This window comes from Mixta mediterraneensis, from assembly GCF_014946725.1.
GTDB classification, from domain to species: Bacteria; Pseudomonadota; Gammaproteobacteria; order Enterobacterales; family Enterobacteriaceae; genus Pantoea; species Pantoea mediterraneensis.
Map to the genome: position 1 here is coordinate 196686 of NZ_JACFXY010000006.1, position 26006 is coordinate 222691.

Consider the following 26006-nt stretch of genomic DNA (forward strand, 5'->3'; position numbering starts at 1 on the left):
TATGCAGCCTGCATAAAGTAATTAAACCTGTTCCCAGCTCTGTTGAGCCAACTGTTGCAAGGCTTTTTCGCCGCTCTGCTCGGCGCGTAACTGATACCAACTGGCCATTAATAAACGTAGCCACGGCTGCCAGCGTTGTACCTGGCGCTGCAATGACGAAAACGATAATTGTGCGGCCTGCGCGTAATGCGCTAACCAGCGCTGCTGATGGGCCGGATCGGCGACGCAGACTGTCGCCAGCTCCAGCGCCACATCGCCATCCGCTGCATATTCCCAGTCGATAAGGTGCAAGCCATCCTCTGACATGACGATATTACCTGCGTGAACATCCATATGTAACGGTGCTAACCGCAGCGGCAGCGGTTCACCAATCCGTGATAAATGCTAAAGTTCTCGTAGCCACTTCAGGTTCCGGTGGCGGCAACGCTGCCAGTATTGCCATAACAGCGGCAACAGCGTGAGCCGATAGCCGGTTAGCGGCTGCCGATGCAGAAAGCACAGCAAACTGATGATGCGTGGCAGTTGCTGGGTAAACGCCTCAGCAGACAGCACCTTGCCTGGTTGCCACGGCAACAAGAGCCCCTGTCGATACCCAGCCAAAGGCGCGGGTGTTAATCGCGCCGCGTGCAGTTTCTTCAAAATGCGGTATTCACGCTGACGATCAACAAACGGGATGGCGGGATGCGGCGCAGGACGCGCAATAAATCTGCCCCGCTCACTCTCAATAGCCTGACTTTGTCCGGTCAAACCGGCAAGCGGCGTCAGGCTGGCAAGCGCGCTTTCGCCGAGGCTGCGCGCAATCATCCGCTGCATCGCTAAGTTAATTCTGTGCCGTCCCGGTGCCTGACCAGACAATTTCGCCAGTCTGCACCAGCATCAATTGCATTTGCAGCGTGGGGGTTTTCACGTCGCCCTGAGCGTTGCTGTACAGCACATATTGTGCGTTCAGATAACGCGCCAGGCCAATCGCTTTACTGCGCGAATTGAGGCTGTCATCGGCCGGCAAACCCAGAGTCTGTTTCGCTTGCGTAATTTGATCGGCGGAAACCAGCGTATATTTCCCATTGTTTTTCAATGCGTTTTGCAGCGCATCGGTGGCTTTTTCACTTTGCAGCGCGCCGTTGGTACTGTTTTTGATGCGGTCTACCAGCAGCACGTTACCTGCATCGGTGTTGGCGTTAGTGGCCTGTAGCATCTGTGCCACCAGCGGCTGCACGCTGGCATCCCAGTTAATGGTTTTCAGCTTCGGCGGCTGCGGAATCGGCTCCGGCTGAGGAACGGGTTCCGGTTGTGGAACGGGTTTGGTGGGTTCAACCGGCTGTGTGGGTTCAACCGGTGCGGGCGGTTGCTGTTTCAGCACACAACCCGAAAGAATGAGTGCCATCAACAGCACTCCAGTACGATTTACACTGCGAATCACGTAACAGTCCTCAGAGATAAAGATAGAGACGAACCTTACTGGCGGTCAGGTTACCGAGTTGGGACGTGACAGCAACGCTGCCCAGCGGCGGAACCGCAACAGTTTGTGGCGGTTCACGCGGCGTGATTTCCAGTCCTTTATCGTCATACCAATAATAACGATAGTGTACAACTACCGGCGTTTCGCGTTGGTTGTAGAGCATGCTACTGGCCCGTTTCTGCCCATCCTCTTCATCCAGCGCAGGCTCATCGGTGATAATACCTGCCGACAGCACCGATGATTCCATTACCAGCGATTGCGAAGTGTTGATCATCGGCTTGTCGCTGCGACAGCCCGCCAGGCTGAGCAACAACAGCAGACCGATTAGCCATTGGCGCATGACATATTCCTGTTCCAGCGATCAGTTAGACAGCATCGGACCAAGCGGTGCGCCACCCAGCAGATGCATATGTATATGATAAACCTCCTGTCCGCCGTGCTGATTGCAGTTAACAATCAGACGATAACCGTTTTCATCAATTCCTTCTGCCCGGGCGATTTTGGCCGCAGCGGTAAACATGCGCCCCAACGCTTGTTCATGCGCTTCAATGACATCATTAGCCGTGGGGATAAACACATTAGGAACGATAAGAATATGGGTAGGTGCTTTAGGAGAAATATCGCGGAACGCAGTAACCAGGTCATCCTGATAAACCACATCTGCGGGGATTTCGCGACGGATAATTTTACTGAAAATCGTTTCTTCAGCCATGATGCAATTCCTTTAGCCTGAGTCTCAATCAATCAGTATGCGGGACAAATTTGTTTTCTTTCAACCTCAGGACCACTTTTCTTAGATTAATTGCTTGCCTTTAGAGCAGATTTTCGGTCCAGCTTCCAGCTTGTGTTAACGGCCGTCATTTTATTGCATGACGCCTCATAAAAAATGAAGCGGCGTTTTATAAATAAAAAGCGACAGCGGCCGCCCCAGCCATCTACGTTTTCGGCTGGGGCCATACAACCCACGATAAACCCCGCTCCGATGGGGCTGTCAGGGTTCTTAGCTGTTGCGGAGATAGTCATCCATATCGGTTTTCAGATTATCGGATTTAGTGCCGAAGATAGCCTGCACACCAGAACCTGCAATCACTACGCCGCGCGCGCCGAGACTTTTTAATTCCGTCTGGTTCACTTTCGCCACGTCCGTCACGCTAACACGTAAACGGGTAATACACGCATCAAGATTGGTGATGTTCCCTTTACCACCAAATGCCGTGACCAGTTTACCCGCCATTTCGCTGTCCGTAGCGGAAGATTGCTCATTCGCTGTCTCTTCGCGGCCAGGCGTTTTTAGATTCAGCTTAACGATCAATACGCGAAATACGGTGTAGTAAATCAAACCGTAGATAATCCCAATAACCGGGAACAACCAGATTTTGCTGCTGTTGCCGCTCAGTACGATAAAGTCGATCAGACCGTGGGAAAAGCTTGTGCCGTCACGCATACCCAGCAGGATACAAACCGGAAATGCCAGTCCCGCCAGAATAGCGTGAATGCCATACAGAATCGGCGCCACGAACATGAATGAGAACTCGATCGGCTCGGTGATGCCGGTCAGGAACGAGGTCAGCGCGGCGGAGATCATGATGCCGCCCACTTTGGCACGATTTTCCGGTTTGGCTGAATGCCAAATCGCAATGGCTGCCGCTGGCAAACCATACATTTTGAACAGGAAGCCGCCAGACAGCTTACCTGCCGTCGGGTCACCCGCCATATAACGCGGAATGTCGCCATGGAATACCTGACCCGCCGCGTTGGTAAATTCACCAATTTGCATCTGGAAAGGCACGTTCCAGATATGGTGCAAACCAAATGGCACCAGTGAACGTTCAACTACGCCGTAAATACCAAAGGCCACTACCGGGTTCTGGTATGCCGCCCATTGCGAGAAGGTCTGAATTGCAGCGCCTACCGGCGGCCAGATAAAGGACAGCACTACGCCCAGCACGATGGCCGTTAAACCGGAGATTATCGGTACAAAACGTTTACCGGCGAAGAAACCCAGATATTCTGGCAGTTTAATACGGTAAAAACGGTTGAACATATATGCGGCGATTGAACCAGCGATGATGCCGCCTAATACGCCAGTATCTGCAAGATGTTTGGCTGCTATTTCTGTCGCAGGTAAATGCAGGACCAGCGGAGCGACCACCGCCAGGGTTTTTACCATAATGCCATAGGCGACCACGGCTGCTAACGCCGCAACGCCGATAGCAAAAATCAGCGGCATATTGGCGAACACCGATCCACCCGCTTCTGCCATCACATGCGAAACAACGACCGGTAGCCAGCTGAAATTCGCCGAACCGACACCTAGTAAAATACCGGCAATCGGCAGAACCGATACCGGAAGCATGAGCGATTTACCGACCTTTTGAAGGTTGGCAAAAGCATTTTTGAACATAGCGTAAAGCTCCTGAGTATAAGTGCATGTCGCGCGGTGCGCGTGGTAAAGAGAAGGATTCTTTACCCGTCGGCGGTATCCGCCTTGTTATTTATTACGAAACGTAAAATAAACCAGCAATGCGTACTTTGATAGTTCTCACGCTTCCGGAAAGGGGAGCGGTGACTTAGGCACTTCTGACTGATTTGCGTGGGATTATAAGTGAAAAAAAGCTGGCCTTGTCATCATATTCAAGGCCAGCATGGCTACTCTGCGATTAACAGCAGAATTTGAAATAAACTATTCAGAAACCTAAGCGATTCAGTGGAAGATGAAACAGGTCGGAAAAGTTTTTCGTGGTGGTTTCCGCCAGCGTTTCAATATCCACACCTTTCAATACCGCAAGATAATCCGCTACGTCACGGGTATAAGCAGGCTGATTCTCTTTGCCACGAAACGGCACCGGGGCAAGGTACGGCGAATCCGTCTCGACCAGCATGCGATCAAGGGGCACATAGCGCGCCGCTTCGCGTAGTTGTTCAGCGTTACGAAAGGTCACGATACCGGAAAAGGAGATATAGAATCCCATATCCAGTAACTTTGCCGCCGTGGCTTGATCTTCAGTAAAGCAGTGTAATACACCGCCACAGCGCTCAACATGCTCTTCACGCAGAATCGCTAAGGTGTCATCCCGGGCATCACGCGTATGAACGATAACGGGTTTGTTCAGCGTAATACCGGTGCGGATGTGTTCGCGAAATGAACGCTGCTGCTGTGCTTTAGTTTCTTGCTGGTAATAATAATCCAACCCGGTTTCGCCTAATGCCACCACACGCGGATCGGCAGCCAGACGACGAAACTCGTCAACGTCGTAAGCTTCTTCCTGATTCAGTGGGTGTACGCCACAGGAAAGTGCAATGTTTTCACGATCGCCAACCAGCTCTTTGAGTGTATAAAAGCCAGGTAATGTCGTGGCGATGGCCAGCATAAACTTCACGTCCCGCGCCGCGGCTTTAGCGATCACCTCATCCAGGTCGCGATGATTTTTTTCATAATCCAGGCCATCAAGATGGCAGTGGGAATCCACAATAAACATATTTTTTCTCTTTCGGTTTAGCCGACCAACGCAGGCTTAAGTTTATCAGCCCAACTCAGTAAACGATCGGTTAACAATAATTCGCGGTTAACCGCGGCTACATGTAACAGCTGCTCCCGGCATTGCATCCAGTCGTGGGCGCTGGCATTTAGCGCACTGGCAGAAAAATGTTGCGCTAACAGTGCAACCACATCCTGGTGGTCAACATTGCTTAACCATTGCGTTGCGCCTTGCTGCCATTTCATTGCGTCTAACAATAATGACAGCAACCACCCAATGCGTGCGGCCGCATCGTCGGCATTCAGTATTGGCAGTAATTGCAACATATCTTGTTGCAGCGCGCCGGGTAGCGTCTCGAATAATTTTTGACGTGCCTGCAAACTGGCTGGCTCAAGTAAAGTCAACGCGGCTGCAGGCGCCCCCGCGCTCAGACGTAGCACGGCTAATAATAAATCGTCGCCTTGCGCTGTCTGCTTTTTCAACCATTGTAAACTTTGACGTTCATCTGGCGGCGTCAAATGTAAGGTCATACAGCGGCTGCGTAAGGTGGCCAGTAAGCGCGAAGGTTCACGACTTGTCAGAAAGAACCAGCTATTTGCAGGCGGCTCTTCCAGTGTTTTCAGTAAGGCGTTGGCTGCGGCTTCGCTTAATTGCGCGGCATCAGGCAGCCAGACAACTTTGGCGCCTCCCTGCTGACCAAAATGATAAATTTTTTCGATTACCTGCCGTACGGCATCGATGCCCAGCGTGCTTTTACCTTTTTCTGCTTCCAGCCGATACCAGTCGGGATGCGTATTGGCCTGCATCAGCTGGCATCCATGACAATGACCACAGCTTTTTAAACCGTCCCGCTGCTGGCACATCAGCCAGCGGCTGAGCCCCCAGACCAGCGCGTCGTCTCCCAGCCCACTCATCGCCTGAATTAACAGTGCATGATGACCGCGCCCGTCCTGGTGCTGGGTAATGATCTGACGATAGGGCTGACTGAGCCACGGATACCAGTTCATACTGACTTTTCCGCCAGCCAGGCGGACAACACGGCTTTTAGTGACGCTGTCACATTAGCGAGTGGTTGTGTGGCGTCCACTGTAAGAATATTCGCGTCTTCAGCCGCTAACGTCAGGTAGCGTTCGCGCGTGCGTTCAAAGAATCGCAGCGATTCTTGTTCGATGCGATCCAGCTCTCCACGGGAGCGGGCTCGTTGCAAACCGATTTGCGGCGTAACGTCTAAATATAAGGTGAGATCGGGGCGAAAATCTCCCAGTACGGCATCACGCAAGGTACGCAACAGTTGCGTATCCAGACCGCGGCCACCACCTTGATAAGCCTGTGAAGAGAGGTCGTGACGATCGCCAATTACCCAGGCCCCACGCGTTAATGCAGGCTTTATAATGGTTTCAACCAGCTGCACGCGGGCTGCATAGAGCATCAGGAGTTCTGCTTTATCCGTGACTTGTTCACCTTCAATACCTTGCTTAACCAACACACGCAGCTGCTCCGCCAGTGGGGTTCCGCCCGGCTCGCGAGTAAAGACAATATCTGTGATGCCCCTTTCACGCAGCGTTTCGACAATGGCGTTGCGTGCGGTGGTCTTGCCTGCGCCTTCAAGCCCTTCGATGACGATAAATTTACTTTTCATTTTTTTCCTTCAGCGCTAACCGGTAAGCCTGAACGGCGCGATTATGACTCGCGAGGTTGGTGGTGAAAGTATGTCCACCTTTGCCATCTGCAACAAAGTACAGATAATTGGATTTTTCGGGATGCGCCGCAGCCTCTAATGAGGCTTTGCCTGGCATCGCAATCGGACCCGGCGGCAAACCGCTAATAATATAGGTATTGTAATCGGTCGGCGTTTCGAGATCTTTACGCGTCAGCGTACCCGTATAATTATCACCCATACCATAAATGACTGTGGGATCGGTTTGCAGTCGCATGCCGATGCGTAAGCGATTAATGAATACCGATGCTACGCGGGCGCGTTCTTCGCTGACGCCGGTCTCTTTTTCAATCATTGAGGCCATAGTGACTAAAGCCTGTTCGTTCTTATAAGGCAGATTATCTGCCCGCTCTTTCCAGACTGCATCAACCGTTGTGCTCATCCGCTGATGGGCTCGTTCAAGCAACGTTATATCGGCCGTGTTTGCGGTATATAAATACGTATCCGGGAAGAAACTGCCTTCCAGCTGGTTCGGTTCAAGCTTGAGGCTGGCGGCGACGGTGGCGAATTGATCGTCTTTTAACGTGTGCCTGATATAAGGCGCCTTGCGTAACTCACTCAGCCACTCTTTGAGCCGCTGGCCTTCAACGAATCGTAAAGGGAATTGCGCTTCTTTACCGCTTGCCAGCAATTGCAGCAAGCTGCGCACAGTCATGCCCTGCTCCAGACGATAAGTGCCTGCTTTGAAGGACGCCAGCTCCGGCTCAACTTTAAGCAACGGGCCAAACCAGATACTGCGAGGAATAAGATGCTGACTTTCAAGTTGTGCTTCCAGCACGACGCGTCCAGTTCCCGCAGGGAGCGTGTAGATGGTTTCCTGATTTATGATTAAAGGGGCCGACGCGAGTTCTTTTATCTGCCAGTAACTGAAGGCAGCGGCGAGGCCCAAAATCGCCACTGTTCCGACGAAAAATTTTTTACTTCGGCTCATTTTGCTTCCAATTTTTTACAGCTCATCTGCAACTGATTAAACAATTTCCGCCCGGTAAAGTTCACCGAATCGATCTGTCGAACCGGTAAAACCGGCATCAGTGCGTTACATATAACCACTTCATCGGCAGCGAATATTTCTGCGGGTTCGCTTTGTACCACCTGACAGGCCAAACCTGCTGCCTCCAGCTGCATCATCAGGTAGCGACGCATAATTCCATTAACGCCTGACATTGATAAATCTGGCGTTAATATGGTGTCACCTTTGCGCCAGAACAGATTGGCTGCACAGCATTCTACCACCTGACCTTGCGTGTCGAGTACCAGCGCCTCATCTGCATCAGTCTGAGCAAGATGGGCGCGGATCATGACCTGCTCAAGTCGATTCAGGTGTTTAAGTCCGGCAAACTGTGCGTTTCGCGCTAAACGAATCGGGCTGGTAGCAAGCATTACACCCTGCTGTTGTAAGCGAAGATAGTGCTGGGGCCATGGCGATAGCGAGATAATCCGTGTGGATTCGCCGCAACCGGTACGGCTATAGCCTCGTCCACCAGTGCCAGCGGTAATCACCACTTTTAGTACCGCTTGTTGCTGATTTTGTGCAGCCCTGCGCATCTCTTTTTCGAGCAATGACCAGTCAACCTCAGGAAGCCATAGCTGCTCACACGTGTCCTTTAAGCGCTGCAAATGTTGTTCGATTAACAGAATTTTCCCGTTTTGTACGGCTGCCGTGGTAAAACAGCCATCACCAAACTGCACAGCGCGATCGTTGGCAGAAAGCTGATTTTGTTCAATACCATTAATCCACATTTATCGACCTGCTGCATTGCTGCTCTGAATTAATCCCTGGATGTGATGATTAATGCCAGAACGTGTTTAATATAAAAAAGGCCCGCATTGCGGGCCTTTTAAGCAAATCACATCGGTTATACTTTACGGAAAATCAGCGAACCGTTAGTGCCACCAAAACCGAAGGAGTTACACAACGTGTATTCCAGGCCACTCACCTGTCGTGCGGTATGCGGGATGAAATCGAGATCACAGCCTTCATCCGGACTATCAAGGTTGATGGTCGGGGGGACAGCCTGGTCGCGTAATGCCAGAATCGAATAAATCGACTCAACGGCGCCTGCGGCTCCCAGCAAATGACCTGTCATTGACTTAGTTGAGCTAACCATCACCGTTTTGGCTGCATCGCCAAACACTGATTTCACGGCCTGCGCTTCCGCTTTGTCACCCGCTGGCGTAGACGTGCCATGGGCGTTAACGTAGCCGATTTGCGCTGGGGAAAGCTGCGCATCACGCAGTGCATTCACCATAGCTGCTGCTGCACCGGCGCCATCTTCTGGCGGTGAAGTCATGTGATAAGCATCACTGCTCATACCAAAACCAACCACTTCCGCATAAATTTTTGCGCCACGCTTCTTCGCGTGCTCATACTCTTCCAGAACAACGATGCCAGCACCGTCGCCCAGCACGAACCCGTCACGATCTTTATCCCATGGGCGGCTAGCCGCTTGTGGATTTTCGTTATGGGTAGAGAGCGCACGCGCCGCGCCAAATCCACCAACACCCAAAGGAGTACTGGCCTTTTCAGCACCGCCAGCCAGCATAACGTCAGCATCGTTATACGCGATAATACGCGCAGCATGACCGATATTATGCACGCCAGAAGTACATGCCGTCGCGATAGAGATGCTAGGACCTTTCAGGCCATACATGATGGTTAAATGTCCTGCCACCATGTTTACGATGGTTGAAGGCACAAAGAACGGGCTGATTTTACGCGGGCCGCCGTTGACCAGTGAAGTGTGGTTATCTTCAATTAACCCCAGGCCACCGATACCGGAACCAATTGCCGCCCCAACACGACCTGCATTTTCATCGGTTATGACTAAACCGCTGTCATGCATGGCCTGAATGCCAGCAACAACGCCATATTGGATGAACTCATCCATCTTGCGCTGATCTTTGCGCGCGATGAAATCATCACAATTGAAATTTCTCACTAAGCCTGCAAAGCGTGTTGCGTAGGCACTAGTATCAAAATGATCGATCAGGTTAATGCCGCTCTGACCGGCAAGGAGAGCACTCCAGGTAGACTCTACGGTATTGCCGACAGGAGACAACATGCCAAGACCGGTCACAACTACACGACGCTTAGACACGTTCGTCCTCCAGGGAGGGGAAATAAGAACTATGTGGGACAAACATAATACTCAGGCGGTCGAATGACCGCCTGACGGTATTCATTAGCCTTTATGGCTATTGATATAATCGATCGCTGCCTGAACGGTAGTGATTTTCTCAGCTTCTTCGTCTGGAATTTCAGTATCAAACTCTTCTTCCAGAGCCATTACCAGCTCAACGGTATCAAGAGAATCAGCACCCAGGTCTTCTACGAAAGATGCAGAGTGGGTCACTTCTTCCTCTTTCACACCCAGCTGCTCACCAATGATTTTCTTAACGCGTTGTTCGATATCGCTCATACTATTTAATTTCCTATCAAAACTCGCTTTCGCGATGGTTTTCGTAGTGTATAAAATGTTGAAAAAGATGCAACAAAATCCCGGCTGGTCAAACCACGATTTTACGCTATTTTGCGGTTTTTACCGCAAATAATGCAAATGATTTCGTGATTATCACACCATGTACATACCGCCGTTGACGTGCAGCGTCTCACCCGTGATGTACGCAGCTTCGTCAGAGGCTAAAAATGCAACAGCATTGGCGATTTCTTGCGCTTCGCCTAAGCGACCCGCGGGTACTTCCGCCAAAATGCCAGAACGTTGATCTTCATTCAGCGCCCGCGTCATGTCCGTTTCGATAAAGCCCGGTGCCACGACGTTGACTGTAATGCCACGTGACGCGATTTCGCGCGCCAGTGATTTGCTAAAGCCAATCAAACCCGCTTTGGCTGCCGCGTAGTTTGCCTGGCCCGCGTTACCCATGGTTCCAACAACAGAACCGATGGTGATGATACGCCCCACGCGTTTTTTCATCATGGCACGCAAAACCGCCTTAGAAAGACGGAAGACGGAAGAGAGGTTAGTATCAAGAATATCCTGCCACTCATCGTCTTTCATGCGCATCAGCAGATTATCACGCGTAATGCCTGCATTATTGACTAAAATGTCCACTTCGCCAAATTCAGCGCGAATTTTCTCTAAAACGCTATCGATCGATGCGGCGTCTGTCACGTTCAGCATCAAACCTTTACCGTTGTTACCCAGGTAAGCGCTAATAGCATCGGCGCCGCTTTGGCTGGTTGCGGTTCCCACAACTTTGGCACCCCGTGCCGCCAGTGTTTCCGCAATTGAACGACCAATGCCGCGACTCGCGCCGGTGACCAGCGCAACTTTACCTTCAAAACTCATATTATCCCTCTTATTCCTGTTCCAGAGCCGCTTTTAACGAAGCAGGATCGTTAACAGCGGCTGCGGTCAGGCTATCAACAATACGTTTAGTCAAACCGGTCAGTACTTTACCTGGACCCATTTCCAGCAATTGCGTAACGCCTTGAGCCGCCATTGCCTCAACGCTTTCCGTCCAGCGTACCGGGCTATAAAGCTGGCGCACTAATGCATGGCGGATCGCAGCGGTATCCGATTCAGCTTTAACATCAACGTTGTTAATGACTGGTACAGCAGGTGCACTGAACGTCAATTTTTCCAGCGCAACGGCCAGCTTGTCAGCGGCAGGCTTCATCAACGCGCAATGAGAAGGCACACTGACCGGTAACGGCAACGCGCGCTTCGCGCCTGCAGCTTTACAAGCCGCGCCAGCACGTTCGACAGCGTCTTTATTACCCGCAATAACCACCTGTCCCGGCGAGTTAAAGTTGACCGGCGAGACCACCTGACCTTGCGCACTTTCTTCGCATGCTTTACGAATAGACGCATCATCCAGCCCAATGATGGCTTGCATCGCCCCGGTTCCTTCCGGCACCGCTTCCTGCATCAGTTTGCCGCGCAGCTCAACCAGTTTGATAGCATCAGCAAACGTCAACACGCCGGCACAAACCAGCGCAGAATATTCGCCCAGGCTGTGGCCTGCCATCAGAACGGGTTGTTCACCGCCCTGCTGCTGCCATACGCGATAGATTGCTACGGATGATGCCAACAACGCTGGCTGGGTTTGCCAGGTTTTATTCAGTGCTTCAGCCGGACCCTGGCTGACCAGCTGCCACAGGTCGTAACCCAGCGCGTCAGACGCCTCGCGGAAAGTCTCTTCTACCTGCGGATAAGCCGCGGCCAGCTCGGTCAACATGCCCACGGCCTGCGAACCCTGGCCTGGGAAAACAAAAGCAAATTGCGTCATTTCCAAATTCCTTTCAATCAAAAGCGAACCAGCGCTGAACCCCAGGTGAAACCACCGCCAAAAGCCTCCAGCAGAATCAATTGTCCGCGTTTGATACGGCCATCGCGTACGGCTTCATCTAATGCGCCAGGCACAGAAGCCGCTGAGGTATTACCGTGGCGATCCAAGGTTACAACCACTTTATCCATGGTCATGCCCAGTTTTTTTGCCGTTGCGCTAATAATGCGAAGATTTGCCTGATGGGGCACCAGCCAGTCGAGCATTTCGCGATCGAGATTATTGGCCTGCAGCGTTTCGTCAACGATATGCGCCAGCTCAGTCACGGCGACTTTAAAGACTTCGTTGCCCGCCATGGTAAGGTAAGCGGGCTGATCCTGCTGCGCCCGATCCTGATAAGGTAGCGTCAGCAACTGGGCATAACGCCCATCTGCGTGCAGATGCGTCGAAATGATGCCTTGTTCTTCGCTCTGACCAAGCACCACCGCGCCCGCACCATCGCCAAACAGGATAATAGTGCCACGATCGTTAGGATCCAGCGTACGTGCAAGAACGTCGGCACCAATGACCAGCGCATGCTTAACCGCACCATTTTTAATGTACTGATCGGCAACGCTTAAAGCGTAAGTGAAACCCGCACAAGCCGCCGCAAGGTCAAAGGCTGCACAATCTTTAATGTCCAGCATTTGCTGAATCATACAGGCTGAACTGGGGAAAGCATGACTGGATGAGGTAGTAGCAACAATAATCAGTCCCACGTCACTGGCGTCGATACCGGCCATTTCAAGCGCGCGCTGCGCGGCTTGTGAACCCATGGTTGCGACGGTTTCATCCGGCGCGGCAATGCGGCGTTCACGGATACCGGTACGGGTAACAATCCACTCGTCCGAAGTCTCTACCATTTTTTCCAGATCGGCATTTGTGCGGACCTGGCTGGGCAAATAACTGCCCGTACCGATAATTTTGGTAAACATCTAGGCTTTGTCACTCCTGGCTAATACAGCGTCAAGGCGCGCGGCAATTCGTTCAGGAACTTGCCGCCGCACCGCCTGCTCTGCCTGTTCTATCGCCACAGCGAACGCGCATTGATTGGCTGCGCCATGGCTTTTGATCACTGTTCCGCGCAATCCTAACAGACAAGCGCCATTGTACTGGTCGGGGTTGAGATGGCCAAAGCGCCTCGCCAGACGTTTTTGTACCCAACGTCCCAGCAATTTCAACCACCATGACCGTTTTTTACCTTCCCCTGATGATTTCAGCAGCGAAAGGAACATTCTTACCACGCCTTCCATCGTCTTCAACGTCACGTTGCCAACGAAACCATCACACACCAGCACATCCGTTTTGCCGGTAAGCAGATCGTTACCTTCAAGGTAACCAATATAGTTGATGTATGGAGATTCTCTCAGGGTTGCGGCTGCTTCGCGAATACTTTCAAGCCCCTTGGTCTCTTCCTGACCAATATTGAGAAGCGCCACGCGCGGTTTTACAATGCCAAGCACCTCTTCCGCCATGACTGCGCCCATCACCGCAAACTGCACCAGCATTACGCTGTCCGAATTAATATTGGCACCTAAATCTAATATCACCGTTTTGCCCTGCTGCTGGTGGGGCAGCACAGACATTAACGCGGGTCGCTCAATACCATCCAGCGGCTTCAACAGCATTTTTGATAACCCCATCAAAGCACCGGTATTACCGGCACTGATGCAGGCTTGTGCCCGTCCCTCTTTTACCAGCTCCAGCGCAACACGCATCGAACTGCCGCGACTGTTACGGATGGCTTGAGCGGGTCGTGCATCACTTGCAATAACCGATTCGGCAGGGATAACCTGCAAACGCCCCAGTAAAGAGGAATCCGCTTTGGCAAGCAATGGCGTGAAGGTGTCGGGATTTCCGACCAGAAGAAGATGTAGTTGCGAATGAGAGGCCAGTGCCTGCAATGCTGCAGGCACTGTCACGCAAGGACCGAAGTCCCCGCCCATGGCATCAATCGCCAGGGTCAAACGTGTCAAGGTATGCCTTGCTAAGCGCAAGTCTTATTTAACGGTAACCTTGCGACCGCGGTAGTAACCATCCGCAGTGATATGGTGACGCAGATGAGTTTCGCCGGAAACTTTATCTACTGACAGAGTGGTGGTGGTCAGCGCATCGTGCGAACGACGCATGCCACGCTTAGAACGGGTGGGTTTATTCTGTTGTACGGCCATGGACCTTACTCCTATTACTTACGCTTTAAACTGGCTAATACGGCAAATGGGTTTGGTTTTTCCGCCTCTGCAGGCAATTTACCAAAGACCATGTCCGCCTCGGACACTTCACAGTGTTCAGAATCATGCACCGGAACGACAGGCAGCGCGAGGATCACTTCATCCTCAATAACCGCCAACAGGTCAATTTCACCGTATTCGTTGACATCGACCGGTTCGTACGCTTCCGGCAACGCTTCGGCCTGCTCTTCAGAAGAGACAGGACTAAAGCAATAGCTTACGTGGACATGGTGCGGAAACACCTGATTGCAGCGCTGGCAGCGTAACGTCACTTGAACATCAGCCGTACCTGTCAGCACAGCCAGACGTTGGCTGTCAACCGCAAACGACATGGAGCAATCTACATCACTGTCCACACTAACGACCGACTCGGCCACGCGCTCCACCTGTTCAGGCGTGTACACACCTTGATAATCAAGGCGTTTTTGAGCGGTGCGGACAGGGTCCAGCGTTAGGGGTAATTTTACCTTTTGCATAGGGCGCGCATATTAACTTTGTAATGTCATAGAGTCAAAGAAAAAGGCCGTTTAACAGCATCTTTCAACCACTATTCGCATCCAGTGCGGCGCACAGTTTAAAATGACTGTCACCAATTCGCTATCAATATTGAAAAAAAATGACGGCATCGATTCTTTTAGCTTCAACCTCGCCATATCGTCGGGCGTTATTAACGAAATTCGGCCTGCCTTTTATTACTGATTCACCGCAGGTTGATGAGACCGCTTTCCCGGATGAAACGGCAGAAAGGCTGGTTACGCGCCTTGCCGTTGCTAAAGCGCAGGCACAAGCTGAAAAATATCCAGAGCACTGGATTATCGGATCCGATCAGGTTTGTGTATTAGAGGGGAAAATTACCGGCAAGCCGCATATGATTGAAAATGCCCAGGCGCAATTGCGTGCCGCCAGCGGCAACAGCGTTACTTTTTATACCGGGTTAGCGCTTTATCATCACAGCAGCCGCTATTTAAGGCAATGTTGTGAGCCGTTTACCGTGCATTTTCGTCATTTAAGCGATGATGAAATTGCAAACTATATAGAGAAAGAACAGCCATTTGAGTGTGCAGGCAGTTTTAAAAGTGAAGGGCTGGGAATTTGCTTATTTGACAGATTAGAGGGCCGCGATCCCAATACACTGATTGGGTTACCGTTGATTGCGCTTAACGGTATGTTGCGAGAAGTCGGCCTCAACCCGTTAGCAGGTTGAGGCGCAGCGCGTCAGCTTTTTTGCTGGCGCAACTTCTGTAAGCAACGTTTCAGTCCCTCGTCTAACGGCGCTTCCATTCGCATCATCTCTCCGGTGCCAGGATGGGTAAACGTCAATGCCGCAGCGTGCAAAAACAGACGTTTTAAACCGGTCGGTGCAAGCTGGTCATCAAAGTTTCGTTCACCGTAACGGTCGTCAAAAGCGATGGGATGTCCGGCATGCAGCGTATGGACGCGAATCTGGTGCGTTCGTCCGGTGACCGGGCTTGCTTTCACCAGGGTGGCAAATGCAAAACGCTCTTCTACCTTAAACCGTGTTTCCGATGGCTTTCCCTCTGCGCTGACACGCACGACACGCTCGCCGCTCTGCAAAATATTCTTCAGCAGCGGAGCCTGTACGACTTTAAGATGTGAAGGCCAGTTGCCGCGCACCAGCGCCAAATAATCCTTTTGCATCCCCTTTTCACGCAATTGCTCATGTAAAGAGCGCAACGCCGAGCGTTTCTTGGCGACCAATAAAATACCGGAGGTATCACGATCAAGACGGTGGACCAGTTCAAGGAAACGGGCCTCCGGGCGCAAGGCGCGTAAGCCTTCAATGACACCAAAATTCAGGCCACTGCCACCATGCACGGCCGTGCCTGAAGGTTTATTCAACACCAAAAGATAATCATCTTCATACAAAATGGCATCGGCTAAAGACGCCACTTTCGCCAGCTTAGGCGAAACGGCCTCATCATCTCGTTCCGCCACCCGTACCGGCTGAATACGAACTTCATCGCCCTCTTCCAGTTTATATTCCGGTTTGATGCGTTTTTTATTTACCCGCACCTCGCCTTTACGCACGATGCGATAAATCATGCTTTTTGGCACACCCTTCAGTTGCGTGCGTAAAAAGTTATCGATTCGTTGACCGGCATTTTCAGCCGTGATGGCGACAAGCTGTACGCCAGGATTCTCTGTTTTCATGGCGGCGATTCTAAATAGTGTCCTTAGATAGCGCCACACCTTTTTCTGTGCTTAACTCTTTGCGTATTGCTGACTTAAGCGACACGGACGCTGACTTTTTCTACGATACGTCCTGTCACCCACTCTATTAGCGCGGTAAATGTAAAGAAACTTTCCCAGGCGATTAAAGTCGCCTTGCTATATGAAGGTTAGCAATGGAATAATGCTTAAGTTTCTTACCTGAACCGTTTCCGGACAGGAAAAAGCGAAATTAGTTATTTTACCGGATTGAGCAAACACGCAGCAATGGCGTAAGACGTAATGCAAAATCAGGTACTTAGCGGGCTGCGGGTTGCGGCCTGGACAGCAGTTTGGGATGCACGGGTTTTCAAATTCTCTCTGGCATTTCCACTATCTGGTGCTGTTTTTCCTTATGAAAAACAGGCCACCGACGTTATTTGCGCCCCTCGCGCGGTCGATAACCGTGAGGTTGACGACATTGCACTAAGTCACGGGGCCATCGGTTGATACTCGTCCAGGGTAACTATGCCCGCAGCTTTAATCACTCATGAAAGAATAACGAGTAAGTCACGATGAAAAGAATGTTAATTAACGCAACTCAGCAGGAGGAGTTGCGCGTTGCCCTGGTTGACGGACAACGTCTGTACGATCTGGATATTGAAAGTCCAGGCCACGAACAGAAAAAAGCCAACATCTACAAAGGTAAAATCACCCGCATTGAACCCAGTCTCGAAGCTGCGTTTGTCGATTACGGCGCAGAACGTCACGGTTTCCTCCCTCTGAAAGAAATTTCCCGCGAAAACTTTCCAGCCAATTACAACGCGCATGGCCGTCCAAACATCAAGGACGTATTACGTGAAGGCCAGGAAGTCATTGTTCAGATCGATAAAGAAGAGCGTGGCAATAAAGGCGCAGCGCTGACCACCTTTATCTCTCTGGCAGGTAGCTATCTGGTGCTGATGCCGAATAATCCTCGCGCGGGTGGCATTTCACGTCGTATCGAAGGTGATGACCGTACCGAGCTAAAAGAAGCGTTATCCGCTCTGGAATTACCGGAAGGGATGGGGTTGATCGTTCGTACGGCGGGCGTAGGCAAATCCGCCGAATCACTGCAGTGGGATCTCAGCTTCCGCCTCAAACACTGGGAAGCGATCAAGAAAGCCGCTGAAAGTCGTCCTGCTCCGTTTCTGATTCATCAGGAAAGCAATGTGATTGTGCGCGCTTTCCGTGATTATCTCCGCCAGGACATTGGCGAGATCCTCATCGACAATCCTAAAGTTCTGGAACTGGCGCGACAGCACATCGCTGCTCTCGGTCGCCCCGACTTCAGCAGCAAAATCAAACTGTACACCGGTGAGATTCCGCTGTTCAGCCATTATCAAATCGAGTCGCAGATTGAGTCCGCCTTCCAGCGCGAAGTCCGCCTGCCATCAGGGGGCTCAATTGTCATTGACAGCACCGAAGCGTTGACTGCGATTGATATTAACTCCGCCCGTGCCACTCGCGGTGGCGACATCGAAGAAACGGCGTTTAATACCAACCTGGAAGCGGCGGATGAAATTGCGCGTCAGTTACGTCTGCGTGACCTCGGTGGGCTGATAGTTATCGACTTTATTGATATGACACCGGTTCGCCATCAGCGCGCGGTAGAAAATCGTCTGCGTGAGGCGGTTCGCCAGGGTCGCGCACGTATTCAGATTAGCCATATTTCGCGCTTCGGCCTGCTGGAAATGTCCCGTCAGCGTCTGAGTCCGTCGCTTGGCGAATCCAGTCATCACGTGTGCCCACGCTGTAGCGGCACCGGCACCATCCGTGATAACGAGTCGCTGTCATTGTCTATTCTGCGTCTGATTGAAGAAGAAGCCCTGAAAGACAACACTAAAGAAGTCCACGCGATTGTGCCGGTTCAGGTCGCTTCTTACCTGCTGAACGAAAAACGTGAAGCCGTCAATGCGATCGAGAAACGCCAGGGCGGTGTCCGCGCGGTAATCGTGCCAGATGACCGCATGGAGACGCCGCACTATTCGGTGTTACGCGTGCGTAACGGTGAAGAAACGCAAACCCTCAGCTATCACCTGCCAAAACTGCATGAAGCAGAAATGGCGATGCCGTCTGAAGAAGAGCATGCGGAACGTCGTCGTCCTGAGCAGCCTGCGCTGGCCGCTTTTGTAATGCCTGATGCCCCACCGGCGCCTGTCGAAGTTGCCCCTGAAGCACCAAAAGCTGAAGCGAAACCGGCGGCAAAACCTACCCCGAAAACCACAGCGAACGCAGCAGCCAGCACCGGTTTCCTGGGTCGTCTGTTTGGTGGACTGAAGAAGCTGTTTGCAGGTGAAGAAGCACCGACCGCTGCCCCTGTCGCTGCCCAGACCGAGCCGAAAAAGCCTCAGGAAGAAGAAAGTGAGAACCAGCGTGGCGAGCGTCGTAACAATCGTCGCAACAATAATCGCCGCGAGCGGACGCCGCGTAACGGTGATAATGCGCAAGCCCGTGATAACCGTGGACCACGCGAAAATCGCGAACCGCGTGAAAATCGTGAGCCGCGTGATACCACTGGTGAAAATCGCCGCAACAAGCGTCAACCGACACAGAACGAGACACGCGATGATCGTAACACTGTACTGAGCGATGAAGCTCGCCAGCAGCGTGACGAGCAGCAGCAACAGCGTCGTGAGCAACGTGCTGAGCGCCAGCGTCGTCGTCAGGAAGAGAAGCGAGCCCAGCAGGAGGCGAGCAAAGCGGCTGAGACCGTACCCGTTAACGTGGTTGAAACGCCGGAAGTGCAGGAAGATGAGCGCGTACAGGTTATGCCGCGTCGTAAGCAGCGCCAACTGTCACAGAAAATACGTGTAGACGATGCGAACCAGCCGCCGCAGGAACAGATCGACGTGACTGCTAAGCCAGAAGAAGCGCGTCAGGCGCAGCCGGTTATTGAAATGCCACAGGCTGTTGCGACGCCGGTTGAAGAGCAGCAGGACGAGAATGAAGGTCGTGACAGCGCCAATATGCCACGCCGCTCACGTCGCTCGCCACGTCATCTGCGCGTCAGTGGACAACGTCGCCGTCGCTATCGTGATGAGCGTTATCCAACACAGTCTGCTATGCCGTTAACATCTGCTGCAGCTTCACCAGAAATGGCGTCAGGTAAAGTTTGGGTGCGCTATCCGGTTAGCCAGGCAAATGAAGAGCTGGCAACGCAGGACGCATTAAATGAAGCGCCGGATTACAGCCGTCAGGAAACCGCGGCAGCTGTCGCCCTGCCTACTGCTGCTGTTGAAACCCCTGTTGCGCAGGAAACATCCGTGCATCAGGCTGAACCTGTAGCTGAAACGCCGGTCACTATCGTAAATACCGATGACACAACGGCGATTGAAGCTCCTGTGAACGAAGAGCCATCAGTGATTCCAGCCGCAGCAGAAGCCAAAGCAGAGGCCATCGCTGAGCAGGCTGAACCCGCTGCGCCGGTCACTGATGAACCCGCCGTTCAACAGGATCAAGCTATGGTTCAGCCAACAGCCGACGTGTCTGAGCCTGCTATTGAGAAACCTGTTGAGATCGCTGCACCGGTTAACGAGCAGCCAACTGAAGTTGCAGCGCAGTCTGCAATTGAAGTGAGCCCGGAAACGGAAGCACAGGTCGAAGAAGTGCTGAACGCGCCAGTTGCAGCGGAAACGGCGGTTATGCCAGTCAGCGAACCACATGCTCCCGTTGCCGCGCGTGACATCGCACCGCAAGCCGTGCCAGACGATGGCACTCGCTGGAAGCATTTTGCCTCCGCGACGATGACCAAAGCACCGGCACCAGCCTGGCAGCCAGAGCCGGTTCGTCATAGCGACTGGACACGTTCTCCGTACCAGTTTGACGGTAAAGGCTCTGCTGGCGGTCACAGCGCAACGCATCAGGCAACGGCACCTGCGACTAAGCCATAAGCATCTGCGCTGCTACTGTCTCACCCCGGTCTTGTACCGGGGTTTTTTATTTCTGCTAAAAGCAGACAAAAAAATTCCACCTGCTCTTGTGAAGAAGGTGGAAGAAACTGAGCACACCCGGTTTAAGTCTGCTCAAATTTGCGGGTCAGTTTAAGCATTCAGCTTGAATAGCGATAACTGGGACATATCCGTAAAGGTTTTATATGCTGCCTGCAGCGCGGTTTGCTGCATGGTATAGCTGGAAATGGTTTCAGCGTAATCAACATCCACCATACTACTCATTTGGGTACTGTAAATCAGGTCCCGATCGTCGCCCTGGGCATCCAACGTATCAAGTTCAGACAGCTGCGAGCCAATGCTGGAGCGCACGCTTAATACATTGTTCAGAGAATTACTCAGGCCACGGTTGGTTTTATCCATTGCATCCTGGAAGGCCTGTTTAGTCGTCTCATCGGCATTTTCCTGTGGGGTTTTCAGCGCAGCAATTGCACTGTCCAGCATGGCGAACAGGTTAGTTTCACTGGCGCTGCCATCTGGTTCTGCCGTGGCGTTGCCGGTAATTGCCATAAAAATGCCATCGCCCGTATGGCCAACTGTCATAGTACGGCTGCTGTCAACTTTTTGCGTGATCGCGTCGGTACCGCCCACATAAGACACGCCCGTGCTCGCATCATCAACAAACGGTGCGCTGTCTGTTTTATAACCGGCAAAGATATAGCGTCCATTACCATCCTGGCTGTTCGCCTGATTAAGTAATTGTGCACGGATGCCCTCTAACTGAGTGGCTATCGAACCCCGGTCATCGTCACTCAGCGTACCGGTTGAGCCGTTAACAATCAGCGTTTGGGCATCCTGGATACTGCTGGTTACGCCACTCAGGACGTTTTCTTCCAGCGACAACCCCTGACTGGCGAAAACGCGTGCCTGAGCATACTGACTGCTTTGCGCCTGAGCCTGCGAGAGCACCACCGCACGTGAAGCCGCAATCGGATCATCAGACGGGTTAGTGACCCGGCGACCACTGGCAAGCTGCGCGCCAACTTTCAGCCAGGAAGATTGCGAATCGGTAATCCCGCGAACCTGCTGGTTAAAGATCATATTTGTACTAATACGCATACTGTCCTCCGTCCTTAGCGGATGCTCATCAAGGCATCAAAAATGGCGCTGGCGGTTTGCAGTACTTGCGCATTCGCCATGTAATATTGCTGATATTTAGTCAGGTTGGCGTACTCTTCATCAAGGTTAACGCCGGAAACGGATTGCTGGCGATCGGTCAGCTGATTTACCACGCTTTCCTGCGTGGTGCTGGCCGTTTCCAGAGAGCTGGTTTTGTTGCCTACGGTGCTGACAATGCTGGCATACGCCTGCGATAGCGTCGCGTTACCGTTCACCAGATTCGCATCCTGCAGATCCAGCAGCTTTTGCGCGTTGCGGTTGTCGCTTTCGCCGCCGGTCGCAGCGGCAGCGGCAATCTGTGATTCATCGGTAATGGCCACCGACATGCCACCAATCACATTCTGCACGGGCTTCACCAGAAAACTGTCTTTGGCCGCAGGCGTGCCGTCAACGGTCAATTGCAGGCCATCAAAACTCAGCGTGGTATTACCTTCGTCGTCGGTATCCTGGGTGATACTGACCTTCACATTGTCGGAGGTGCGTGTCGCGGTCCAGTTGCTGCCGTCATAGCTTACGGTGTAATTCGCCGCTTTCAGTGCGCTACTGTCGGTCCACGTTGCCGTCACGGTCGCGCCTGGCTGGCTATTTTTACTGTTGCTGAGTACCGACGGGCTGCCAATGTTGAAGAAATCGCCCCCCTGATCGCCGTTGCTGTCGTAGCCTTCTTTGTGCACTGCGTTAAAACTGGTGGTAAAAGCTGCGGCGAGCTGACCCAGCTGGTTCTGCACCAGGTCCAAATTCTGCGAGCGGAAAGCCAGCACTCCTCCTAACGAGCCAGTGGTGAGCAGCTTTTCCGGGATCTCAACATTCCCGGCCATGTTATCGACATAGCCCACGGTAGTACGCGTTGGATCGCTACTGGAGCTCATCGCCACCAGCGTATTTGTTTTGCTGCCATTGACCAGCGTCAGGCCATTAGCCATCGACACCACATAGCCGCCATCCTGCTGTGAAACGGTTACGCCGACAACATCGTTCAGGTCATTAACCAACTGATCGCGCTGATCGAGCAGGTTATTCGGTGCATCGCCGTTGCTGGTTGTCAGTTTGGCGATTTGTTTATTCAGATCGGCAATCTGCGAAGTGTAGGTATTAATTTGATCAACGCTGGACGCTACGTCAGTGTTGACGCTGTTTTGCATATTGGTCAGATATTGCGAATAAGACTGGAACTGGTTCACCAGGCCCTGTGCATCGCTCAGCATGGACTGGCGTGCCGAAGGATCGTCCGCGTTACTGACTACGTTTTGCAGGTTAGTAAAAAAACTCTGAATAGAATCGGAAAGGCTGGTGGTCGATGTGGACAGAAGATCGTCAATATTCGAAATTTGGCTGTATTGGCTATTTACCGCACTATAAGACGCGCTGGAACCACGTAGCTGCGCGGTGATAAAAGTATCATACTCGCGCTGTACGCCGGTAACATTCACCCCATTTCCGTAATAGCTGCTGCCCTGTAACGTACTGTTGGCCTGCGCCAGAATAGTGGTCTGCCGTGAATAACCCGCGACGGTGTAATTAGTAATGTTATTACTGGTGGTACTTAATGCAGCCTGTGCGGCACTCAATCCGCTCATGGCAGAGTTAATTATGCTGGACATTTCGGTTCCTTACATTTCCCGTCCGTTAACCGGGCTGGCAGTCATCAATATGGGTGCCAGCATGCGGAAACGCTCCCTGGCTTATGATGATATTATCGGCGTGCTTAAGTGAAACTTGAGGCAAAAATCAGAACAAATCATTTAAATTCTGGCTATACGCCTTCACCACTTTTTCGCCCATGCTTTTGAATTGCTGGATCATTCCTACTAATTTTTGTGCATATTTCGGATCGGTAGCATAACCAGCAGCCTGTAGCGCCTGCGCACCCTGTTCTGCACTTTGCGCGTTGGCAACAGCGGCATAACGTGGGTTATTAGCGATCAGTTTGACGTAATCGGTTAACGCTTCGAAATAGGAGCTATAGACGCGGAAACTGGCGCGCACTTTCTTCGCCTCTCCCCCTTCATATTCCGTGGTCATAATATCGGTGGTTTCGCCTTTCCAGTCGCCGCTGGCTTTGATACCAAATACGTTGTAACTCGGTTTGCCATCACGGGTGAGAATTTGACGCTGGCCCCAGCCCGACTCCAGCGCTGCCTGCGCCAGAATAAGGTGATGAGGAATACCGCTTTGCTGGCTGGCAGCCTGCGCGGGTTGTGCCAGCTGGGCGATAAACTCACTGCTGTCGCTGGGCAAATGAGCGGGCGACACCGGCAGGCGCGGCATCGCCTTACGCACGATTTGCTCCAGCTGCTGCGCTGGCGCAACGGTACTCAGAATAAAGCTGTTGTCCAGCTTCATCGGCACGGTTCCGGCGCGTTCGTCCGGTGCTTTGGCGGGTTGCATTTGTTTGACAATGGTCTCCGCCAGTCCAAGCCCGCGTTTACCTATCTCCTGCCCCAGTTGCTGATCGTAAAGCGAGGTATAAAGCCGGGTCTGGTCATTACTTAACAGGCCATCCTGCGGCAACGCTTCACGCATGCTTTTTAGCATCATCTGTACGAACATGCCCTCAACCTGACGAGCAACCTGCAGGGCTTTGCCTTTGGGATCACTGCTCGCCTGGCGCTTCAGTTCGTTTAATGAGCGGCTGTCGTAAGCCGCGTTCATCAGCATTGGGGTATCAGCCATTAGATAATTTCCAGTTTGGCGCGCAGACAACCGGCGCTCTGCATCGATTGCAAAATTGACATCAGCTCGATAGGCGAGGCACCCAGCGCATTCAGTGCGCGCACCACACTGTTCAGACTGGCGCTGGCGCTGACGCGTTGCAACGCGCCGCCGCTCTGACGCAGATCGATCTGCGTTTGCGGCGTAACCACCGTTTGACCACCCGCAAAAGGTGTGTCCGGCTGGCTGACGTTTTGCTGCTGGTTCACCGTTACCGACAGATTGCCCTGCGCTACCGCACAGGTATCCAGCGTCACTTCGCGGTTCATGACCACAGAACCAGTACGTGAGTTGATAATGACTTTGGCGTCTTCGATGGGGATTGCCACATCGATATTTTGAATCTCAGCCAGCAGACGCACCTGCGCACCGTTGTTTGGTGATACACGTACCTGTACGGTACGTGCATCCAGCGGTTGCGCTGCGCCATAACCGCCGCGCGTGTTGATCGCATCAGCAATGCGCTGTGCCATGGAAAAATCTTCACTATTCAGCTGCAGGTTGATGGTGTTCTGAGAACCAAAATTGCTCTGCAGTTCTCGTTCCACCGTGGCTCCGCCGGTAATGCGTCCGCCGTTCAGCTGATTAACCTGAACGCTGCTGCCGCCCGCCGCGGCACCCGCGCCGCCAACCAGAATGTTGCCCTGCGCCAGTGCATAAACCTGGTTATCAACGCCTTTCATGGGCGTCATCAGCAGCGTGCCGCCGCGCAAACTCTTGGCATTCCCCAGCGATGACACCACCACATCCAGCGTCTGCCCCTGACGCGCAAAAGCAGGCAACTTTGCCGTTACCATCACCGCCGCAACGTTTTTCAACTGCATATTGGTGCCGGTTGGTACGGTAATGCCCAGCTGCGAAAGCATGTTATTCACCGTTTGCGTAGTGAATGGGGTTTGCGTGGTCTGGTCACCTGTGCCATCAAGACCCACCACCAAACCGTAACCCAGCAGCTGGTTGTCACGAACGCCCTGTACTGTGGTCAGATCGCGGATACGATCGGCCTGAGCCAGCAGGCTTACACCCAGCAACAGGCACAGACCGAAACGCAGAAGCGTTAACTTTTTCATCGTAACCTCTTACATCGGCGAGATATTTAAGAAGAAGCGTTGCAGCCAACCCATAGTCTGCGCTTCATTGATATACCCGTTACCGACGTACTCAATACGTGCATCGGCGACCGCCGTTGACAACACTGCGTTACTGGCGCTGATCGTGCGTGGATTCACTACGCCCGAGAAGCGAATAAACTCGGTGCCCTGATTAATGGCGATCTGTTTTTCACCCACTACATGGAGGTTGCCGTTTGATAACACCTGATCCACAGTGACGGTAATCGTGCCGGTAAAGGTGTTATTCGCTGATGCGCCACCTTTCCCTGCGAAATCATTTTTACCTTCCATTCCAAGGTTCGCTTTTTCTCCACTGGCCCCCACCAGACCCGTCAGTGCGGTTGGCACGGTGCTTAAGCCAAAGCTGTTGCTGCCGTCACGGCTGGCATTGGCAGAGGAACTTTTACTGGCACTAACATTTTCCTGCAACGTAATGGTTAAGGTATCGCCAATGTTACGCGGGCGACGATCCTCAAACAGCGGCTGGTAGCCATAGTTGAGTGGTGCAACACCCTGGAAAATGGAGCCGTTGACCACTGGCGGCGCCGACGGCAGCGGCTGAGCTGTGGTCGCTCCTTCTACCAGCGGTGTGCGCGGCACTAACGCACAACCGTTAACAGTCAGCAGCAGCGTGGCTACTAACCAATGTCCAGGCTTGAGAATCTGTTGCTTCGCCACGGAATTACGACCTTATCTCTGTCTGTTCTTCAGGCCAGCCCGACGCTGGCCCTTA

At 52.5% G+C, this 26006-nt stretch carries 26 protein-coding genes and 1 pseudogene; 3 read left to right on the forward strand and 24 right to left on the reverse strand.

Annotated features, from left to right (window positions below; all coding sequences use genetic code 11):
- Positions 1 to 21: 21 nt before the first annotated feature.
- The 18 genes and pseudogenes from thiK to yceD all read right to left on the reverse strand — a co-directional run bounded on the left by thiK (position 22) and on the right by yceD (position 14648).
- A pseudogene (thiK, locus tag H2P46_RS12960) lies at positions 22 to 804 on the reverse strand (thiamine kinase).
- 16 nt (positions 805 to 820) lie between these two features.
- Positions 821 to 1420 carry a penicillin-binding protein activator LpoB gene (lpoB, locus tag H2P46_RS12965; RefSeq protein WP_193405441.1) on the reverse strand — a complete coding sequence of 200 codons (600 nt, stop codon included), beginning with the start codon at positions 1418 to 1420 and terminating at the stop codon, positions 821 to 823.
- Between the two features lie 10 nt (positions 1421 to 1430).
- Complete coding sequence (locus tag H2P46_RS12970; RefSeq protein WP_193405442.1) at positions 1431 to 1799, reverse strand: YcfL family putative periplasmic lipoprotein; 369 nt, start codon at positions 1797 to 1799, stop codon at positions 1431 to 1433.
- A 21-nt stretch (positions 1800 to 1820) separates the two neighbouring features.
- Positions 1821 to 2171 carry a purine nucleoside phosphoramidase gene (gene hinT, locus H2P46_RS12975; RefSeq protein WP_193405443.1) on the reverse strand — a complete coding sequence of 117 codons (351 nt, stop codon included), beginning with the start codon at positions 2169 to 2171 and terminating at the stop codon, positions 1821 to 1823.
- A gap of 288 nt (positions 2172 to 2459) precedes the next feature.
- A complete protein-coding gene (ptsG, locus tag H2P46_RS12980) occupies positions 2460 to 3863 on the reverse strand; it encodes a PTS glucose transporter subunit IIBC (protein WP_193405444.1) in 1404 nt (467 codons plus the stop codon).
- 283 nt (positions 3864 to 4146) lie between these two features.
- Positions 4147 to 4938, reverse strand: coding sequence for a metal-dependent hydrolase (locus tag H2P46_RS12985; protein ID WP_193405445.1), 792 nt, complete (start codon positions 4936 to 4938; stop codon positions 4147 to 4149).
- Between the two features lie 17 nt (positions 4939 to 4955).
- Entirely contained in the window at positions 4956 to 5945 is a 990-nt protein-coding gene (holB, locus tag H2P46_RS12990; RefSeq protein WP_193405446.1) for a DNA polymerase III subunit delta', read from the reverse strand.
- Entirely contained in the window at positions 5942 to 6577 is a 636-nt protein-coding gene (gene tmk / locus H2P46_RS12995) for a dTMP kinase (protein ID WP_193405447.1), read from the reverse strand. The genes holB and tmk overlap by 4 nt, the downstream gene beginning before the upstream one ends.
- On the reverse strand, positions 6567 to 7586 hold the full coding sequence (gene mltG / locus H2P46_RS13000) for an endolytic transglycosylase MltG (RefSeq protein ID WP_193405448.1): 1020 nt from the start codon (positions 7584 to 7586) through the stop codon (positions 6567 to 6569). The genes tmk and mltG overlap by 11 nt, the downstream gene beginning before the upstream one ends.
- Positions 7583 to 8395, reverse strand: a complete 813-nt coding sequence (pabC, locus tag H2P46_RS13005; RefSeq protein ID WP_193405449.1) for an aminodeoxychorismate lyase — start codon at positions 8393 to 8395, stop codon at positions 7583 to 7585. The genes mltG and pabC overlap by 4 nt, the downstream gene beginning before the upstream one ends.
- 116 nt (positions 8396 to 8511) lie before the next feature.
- Complete coding sequence (gene fabF, locus H2P46_RS13010; RefSeq protein WP_193405450.1) at positions 8512 to 9753, reverse strand: beta-ketoacyl-ACP synthase II; 1242 nt, start codon at positions 9751 to 9753, stop codon at positions 8512 to 8514.
- 84 nt (positions 9754 to 9837) lie between these two features.
- Positions 9838 to 10074, reverse strand: coding sequence for an acyl carrier protein (acpP, locus tag H2P46_RS13015; protein WP_193405451.1), 237 nt, complete (start codon positions 10072 to 10074; stop codon positions 9838 to 9840).
- 153 nt (positions 10075 to 10227) lie between these two features.
- Entirely contained in the window at positions 10228 to 10962 is a 735-nt protein-coding gene (gene fabG / locus H2P46_RS13020; RefSeq protein WP_193405452.1) for a 3-oxoacyl-ACP reductase FabG, read from the reverse strand.
- Positions 10963 to 10972: 10 nt separating this feature from the next.
- A complete protein-coding gene (gene fabD / locus H2P46_RS13025) occupies positions 10973 to 11905 on the reverse strand; it encodes an ACP S-malonyltransferase (protein WP_193405453.1) in 933 nt (310 codons plus the stop codon).
- 17 nt (positions 11906 to 11922) lie between these two features.
- The gene (locus H2P46_RS13030; protein ID WP_193405454.1) at positions 11923 to 12876 is read right to left on the reverse strand and encodes a beta-ketoacyl-ACP synthase III; all 954 of its coding nucleotides are present in this window, start codon (positions 12874 to 12876) and stop codon (positions 11923 to 11925) included.
- Entirely contained in the window at positions 12877 to 13917 is a 1041-nt protein-coding gene (gene plsX, locus H2P46_RS13035; protein ID WP_193405455.1) for a phosphate acyltransferase PlsX, read from the reverse strand. It abuts the gene before it with no gap.
- Positions 13918 to 13941: 24 nt separating this feature from the next.
- A complete protein-coding gene (gene rpmF / locus H2P46_RS13040) occupies positions 13942 to 14112 on the reverse strand; it encodes a 50S ribosomal protein L32 (protein ID WP_193405456.1) in 171 nt (56 codons plus the stop codon).
- A 14-nt stretch (positions 14113 to 14126) separates the two neighbouring features.
- Positions 14127 to 14648: a 23S rRNA accumulation protein YceD gene (gene yceD, locus H2P46_RS13045; protein ID WP_193405457.1), complete on the reverse strand. Its 522-nt coding sequence runs from the start codon at positions 14646 to 14648 to the stop codon at positions 14127 to 14129.
- Positions 14649 to 14788: 140 nt separating this feature from the next.
- Between yceD and H2P46_RS13050 the strand changes: the two genes are divergently transcribed.
- Complete coding sequence (locus H2P46_RS13050) at positions 14789 to 15376, forward strand: Maf family protein (RefSeq protein WP_193405458.1); 588 nt, start codon at positions 14789 to 14791, stop codon at positions 15374 to 15376.
- 11 nt (positions 15377 to 15387) lie between these two features.
- Here the strand turns inward: H2P46_RS13050 and rluC are convergent, their stop codons facing one another.
- Positions 15388 to 16344: a 23S rRNA pseudouridine(955/2504/2580) synthase RluC gene (gene rluC, locus H2P46_RS13055; protein ID WP_193405459.1), complete on the reverse strand. Its 957-nt coding sequence runs from the start codon at positions 16342 to 16344 to the stop codon at positions 15388 to 15390.
- 572 nt (positions 16345 to 16916) lie between these two features.
- Between rluC and rne the strand changes: the two genes are divergently transcribed.
- Positions 16917 to 20273: a ribonuclease E gene (gene rne, locus H2P46_RS13060; protein ID WP_193405460.1), complete on the forward strand. Its 3357-nt coding sequence runs from the start codon at positions 16917 to 16919 to the stop codon at positions 20271 to 20273.
- A 150-nt stretch (positions 20274 to 20423) separates the two neighbouring features.
- Here the strand turns inward: rne and flgL are convergent, their stop codons facing one another.
- Positions 20424 to 21389 carry a flagellar hook-associated protein FlgL gene (gene flgL / locus H2P46_RS13065; RefSeq protein WP_193405461.1) on the reverse strand — a complete coding sequence of 322 codons (966 nt, stop codon included), beginning with the start codon at positions 21387 to 21389 and terminating at the stop codon, positions 20424 to 20426.
- Positions 21390 to 21403: 14 nt separating this feature from the next.
- Entirely contained in the window at positions 21404 to 23050 is a 1647-nt protein-coding gene (flgK, locus tag H2P46_RS13070; protein ID WP_193405462.1) for a flagellar hook-associated protein FlgK, read from the reverse strand.
- On the opposite strand from flgK, the gene H2P46_RS22995 reads away from it, so the two are divergent.
- A complete protein-coding gene (locus tag H2P46_RS22995) occupies positions 23025 to 23162 on the forward strand; it encodes a hypothetical protein (protein ID WP_238939004.1) in 138 nt (45 codons plus the stop codon). The genes flgK and H2P46_RS22995 overlap by 26 nt on opposite strands.
- A 15-nt stretch (positions 23163 to 23177) precedes the next feature.
- On the opposite strand, the gene flgJ is transcribed toward H2P46_RS22995, so the two are convergent.
- From flgJ to H2P46_RS13085, 3 genes are read right to left on the reverse strand one after another with little or no spacing between them, the layout of a single operon-like run.
- Positions 23178 to 24122: a flagellar assembly peptidoglycan hydrolase FlgJ gene (flgJ, locus tag H2P46_RS13075; protein ID WP_193405463.1), complete on the reverse strand. Its 945-nt coding sequence runs from the start codon at positions 24120 to 24122 to the stop codon at positions 23178 to 23180.
- Positions 24122 to 25231 (reverse strand): flagellar basal body P-ring protein FlgI, encoded by a 1110-nt coding sequence (locus H2P46_RS13080; protein ID WP_193405464.1) that lies wholly within the window; start codon positions 25229 to 25231, stop codon positions 24122 to 24124. Before H2P46_RS13080 ends, flgJ begins: the two co-directional genes overlap by 1 nt.
- Positions 25232 to 25240: 9 nt before the next feature.
- The gene (locus tag H2P46_RS13085; protein WP_193405465.1) at positions 25241 to 25951 is read right to left on the reverse strand and encodes a flagellar basal body L-ring protein FlgH; all 711 of its coding nucleotides are present in this window, start codon (positions 25949 to 25951) and stop codon (positions 25241 to 25243) included.
- Positions 25952 to 26006 lie beyond the last annotated feature (55 nt).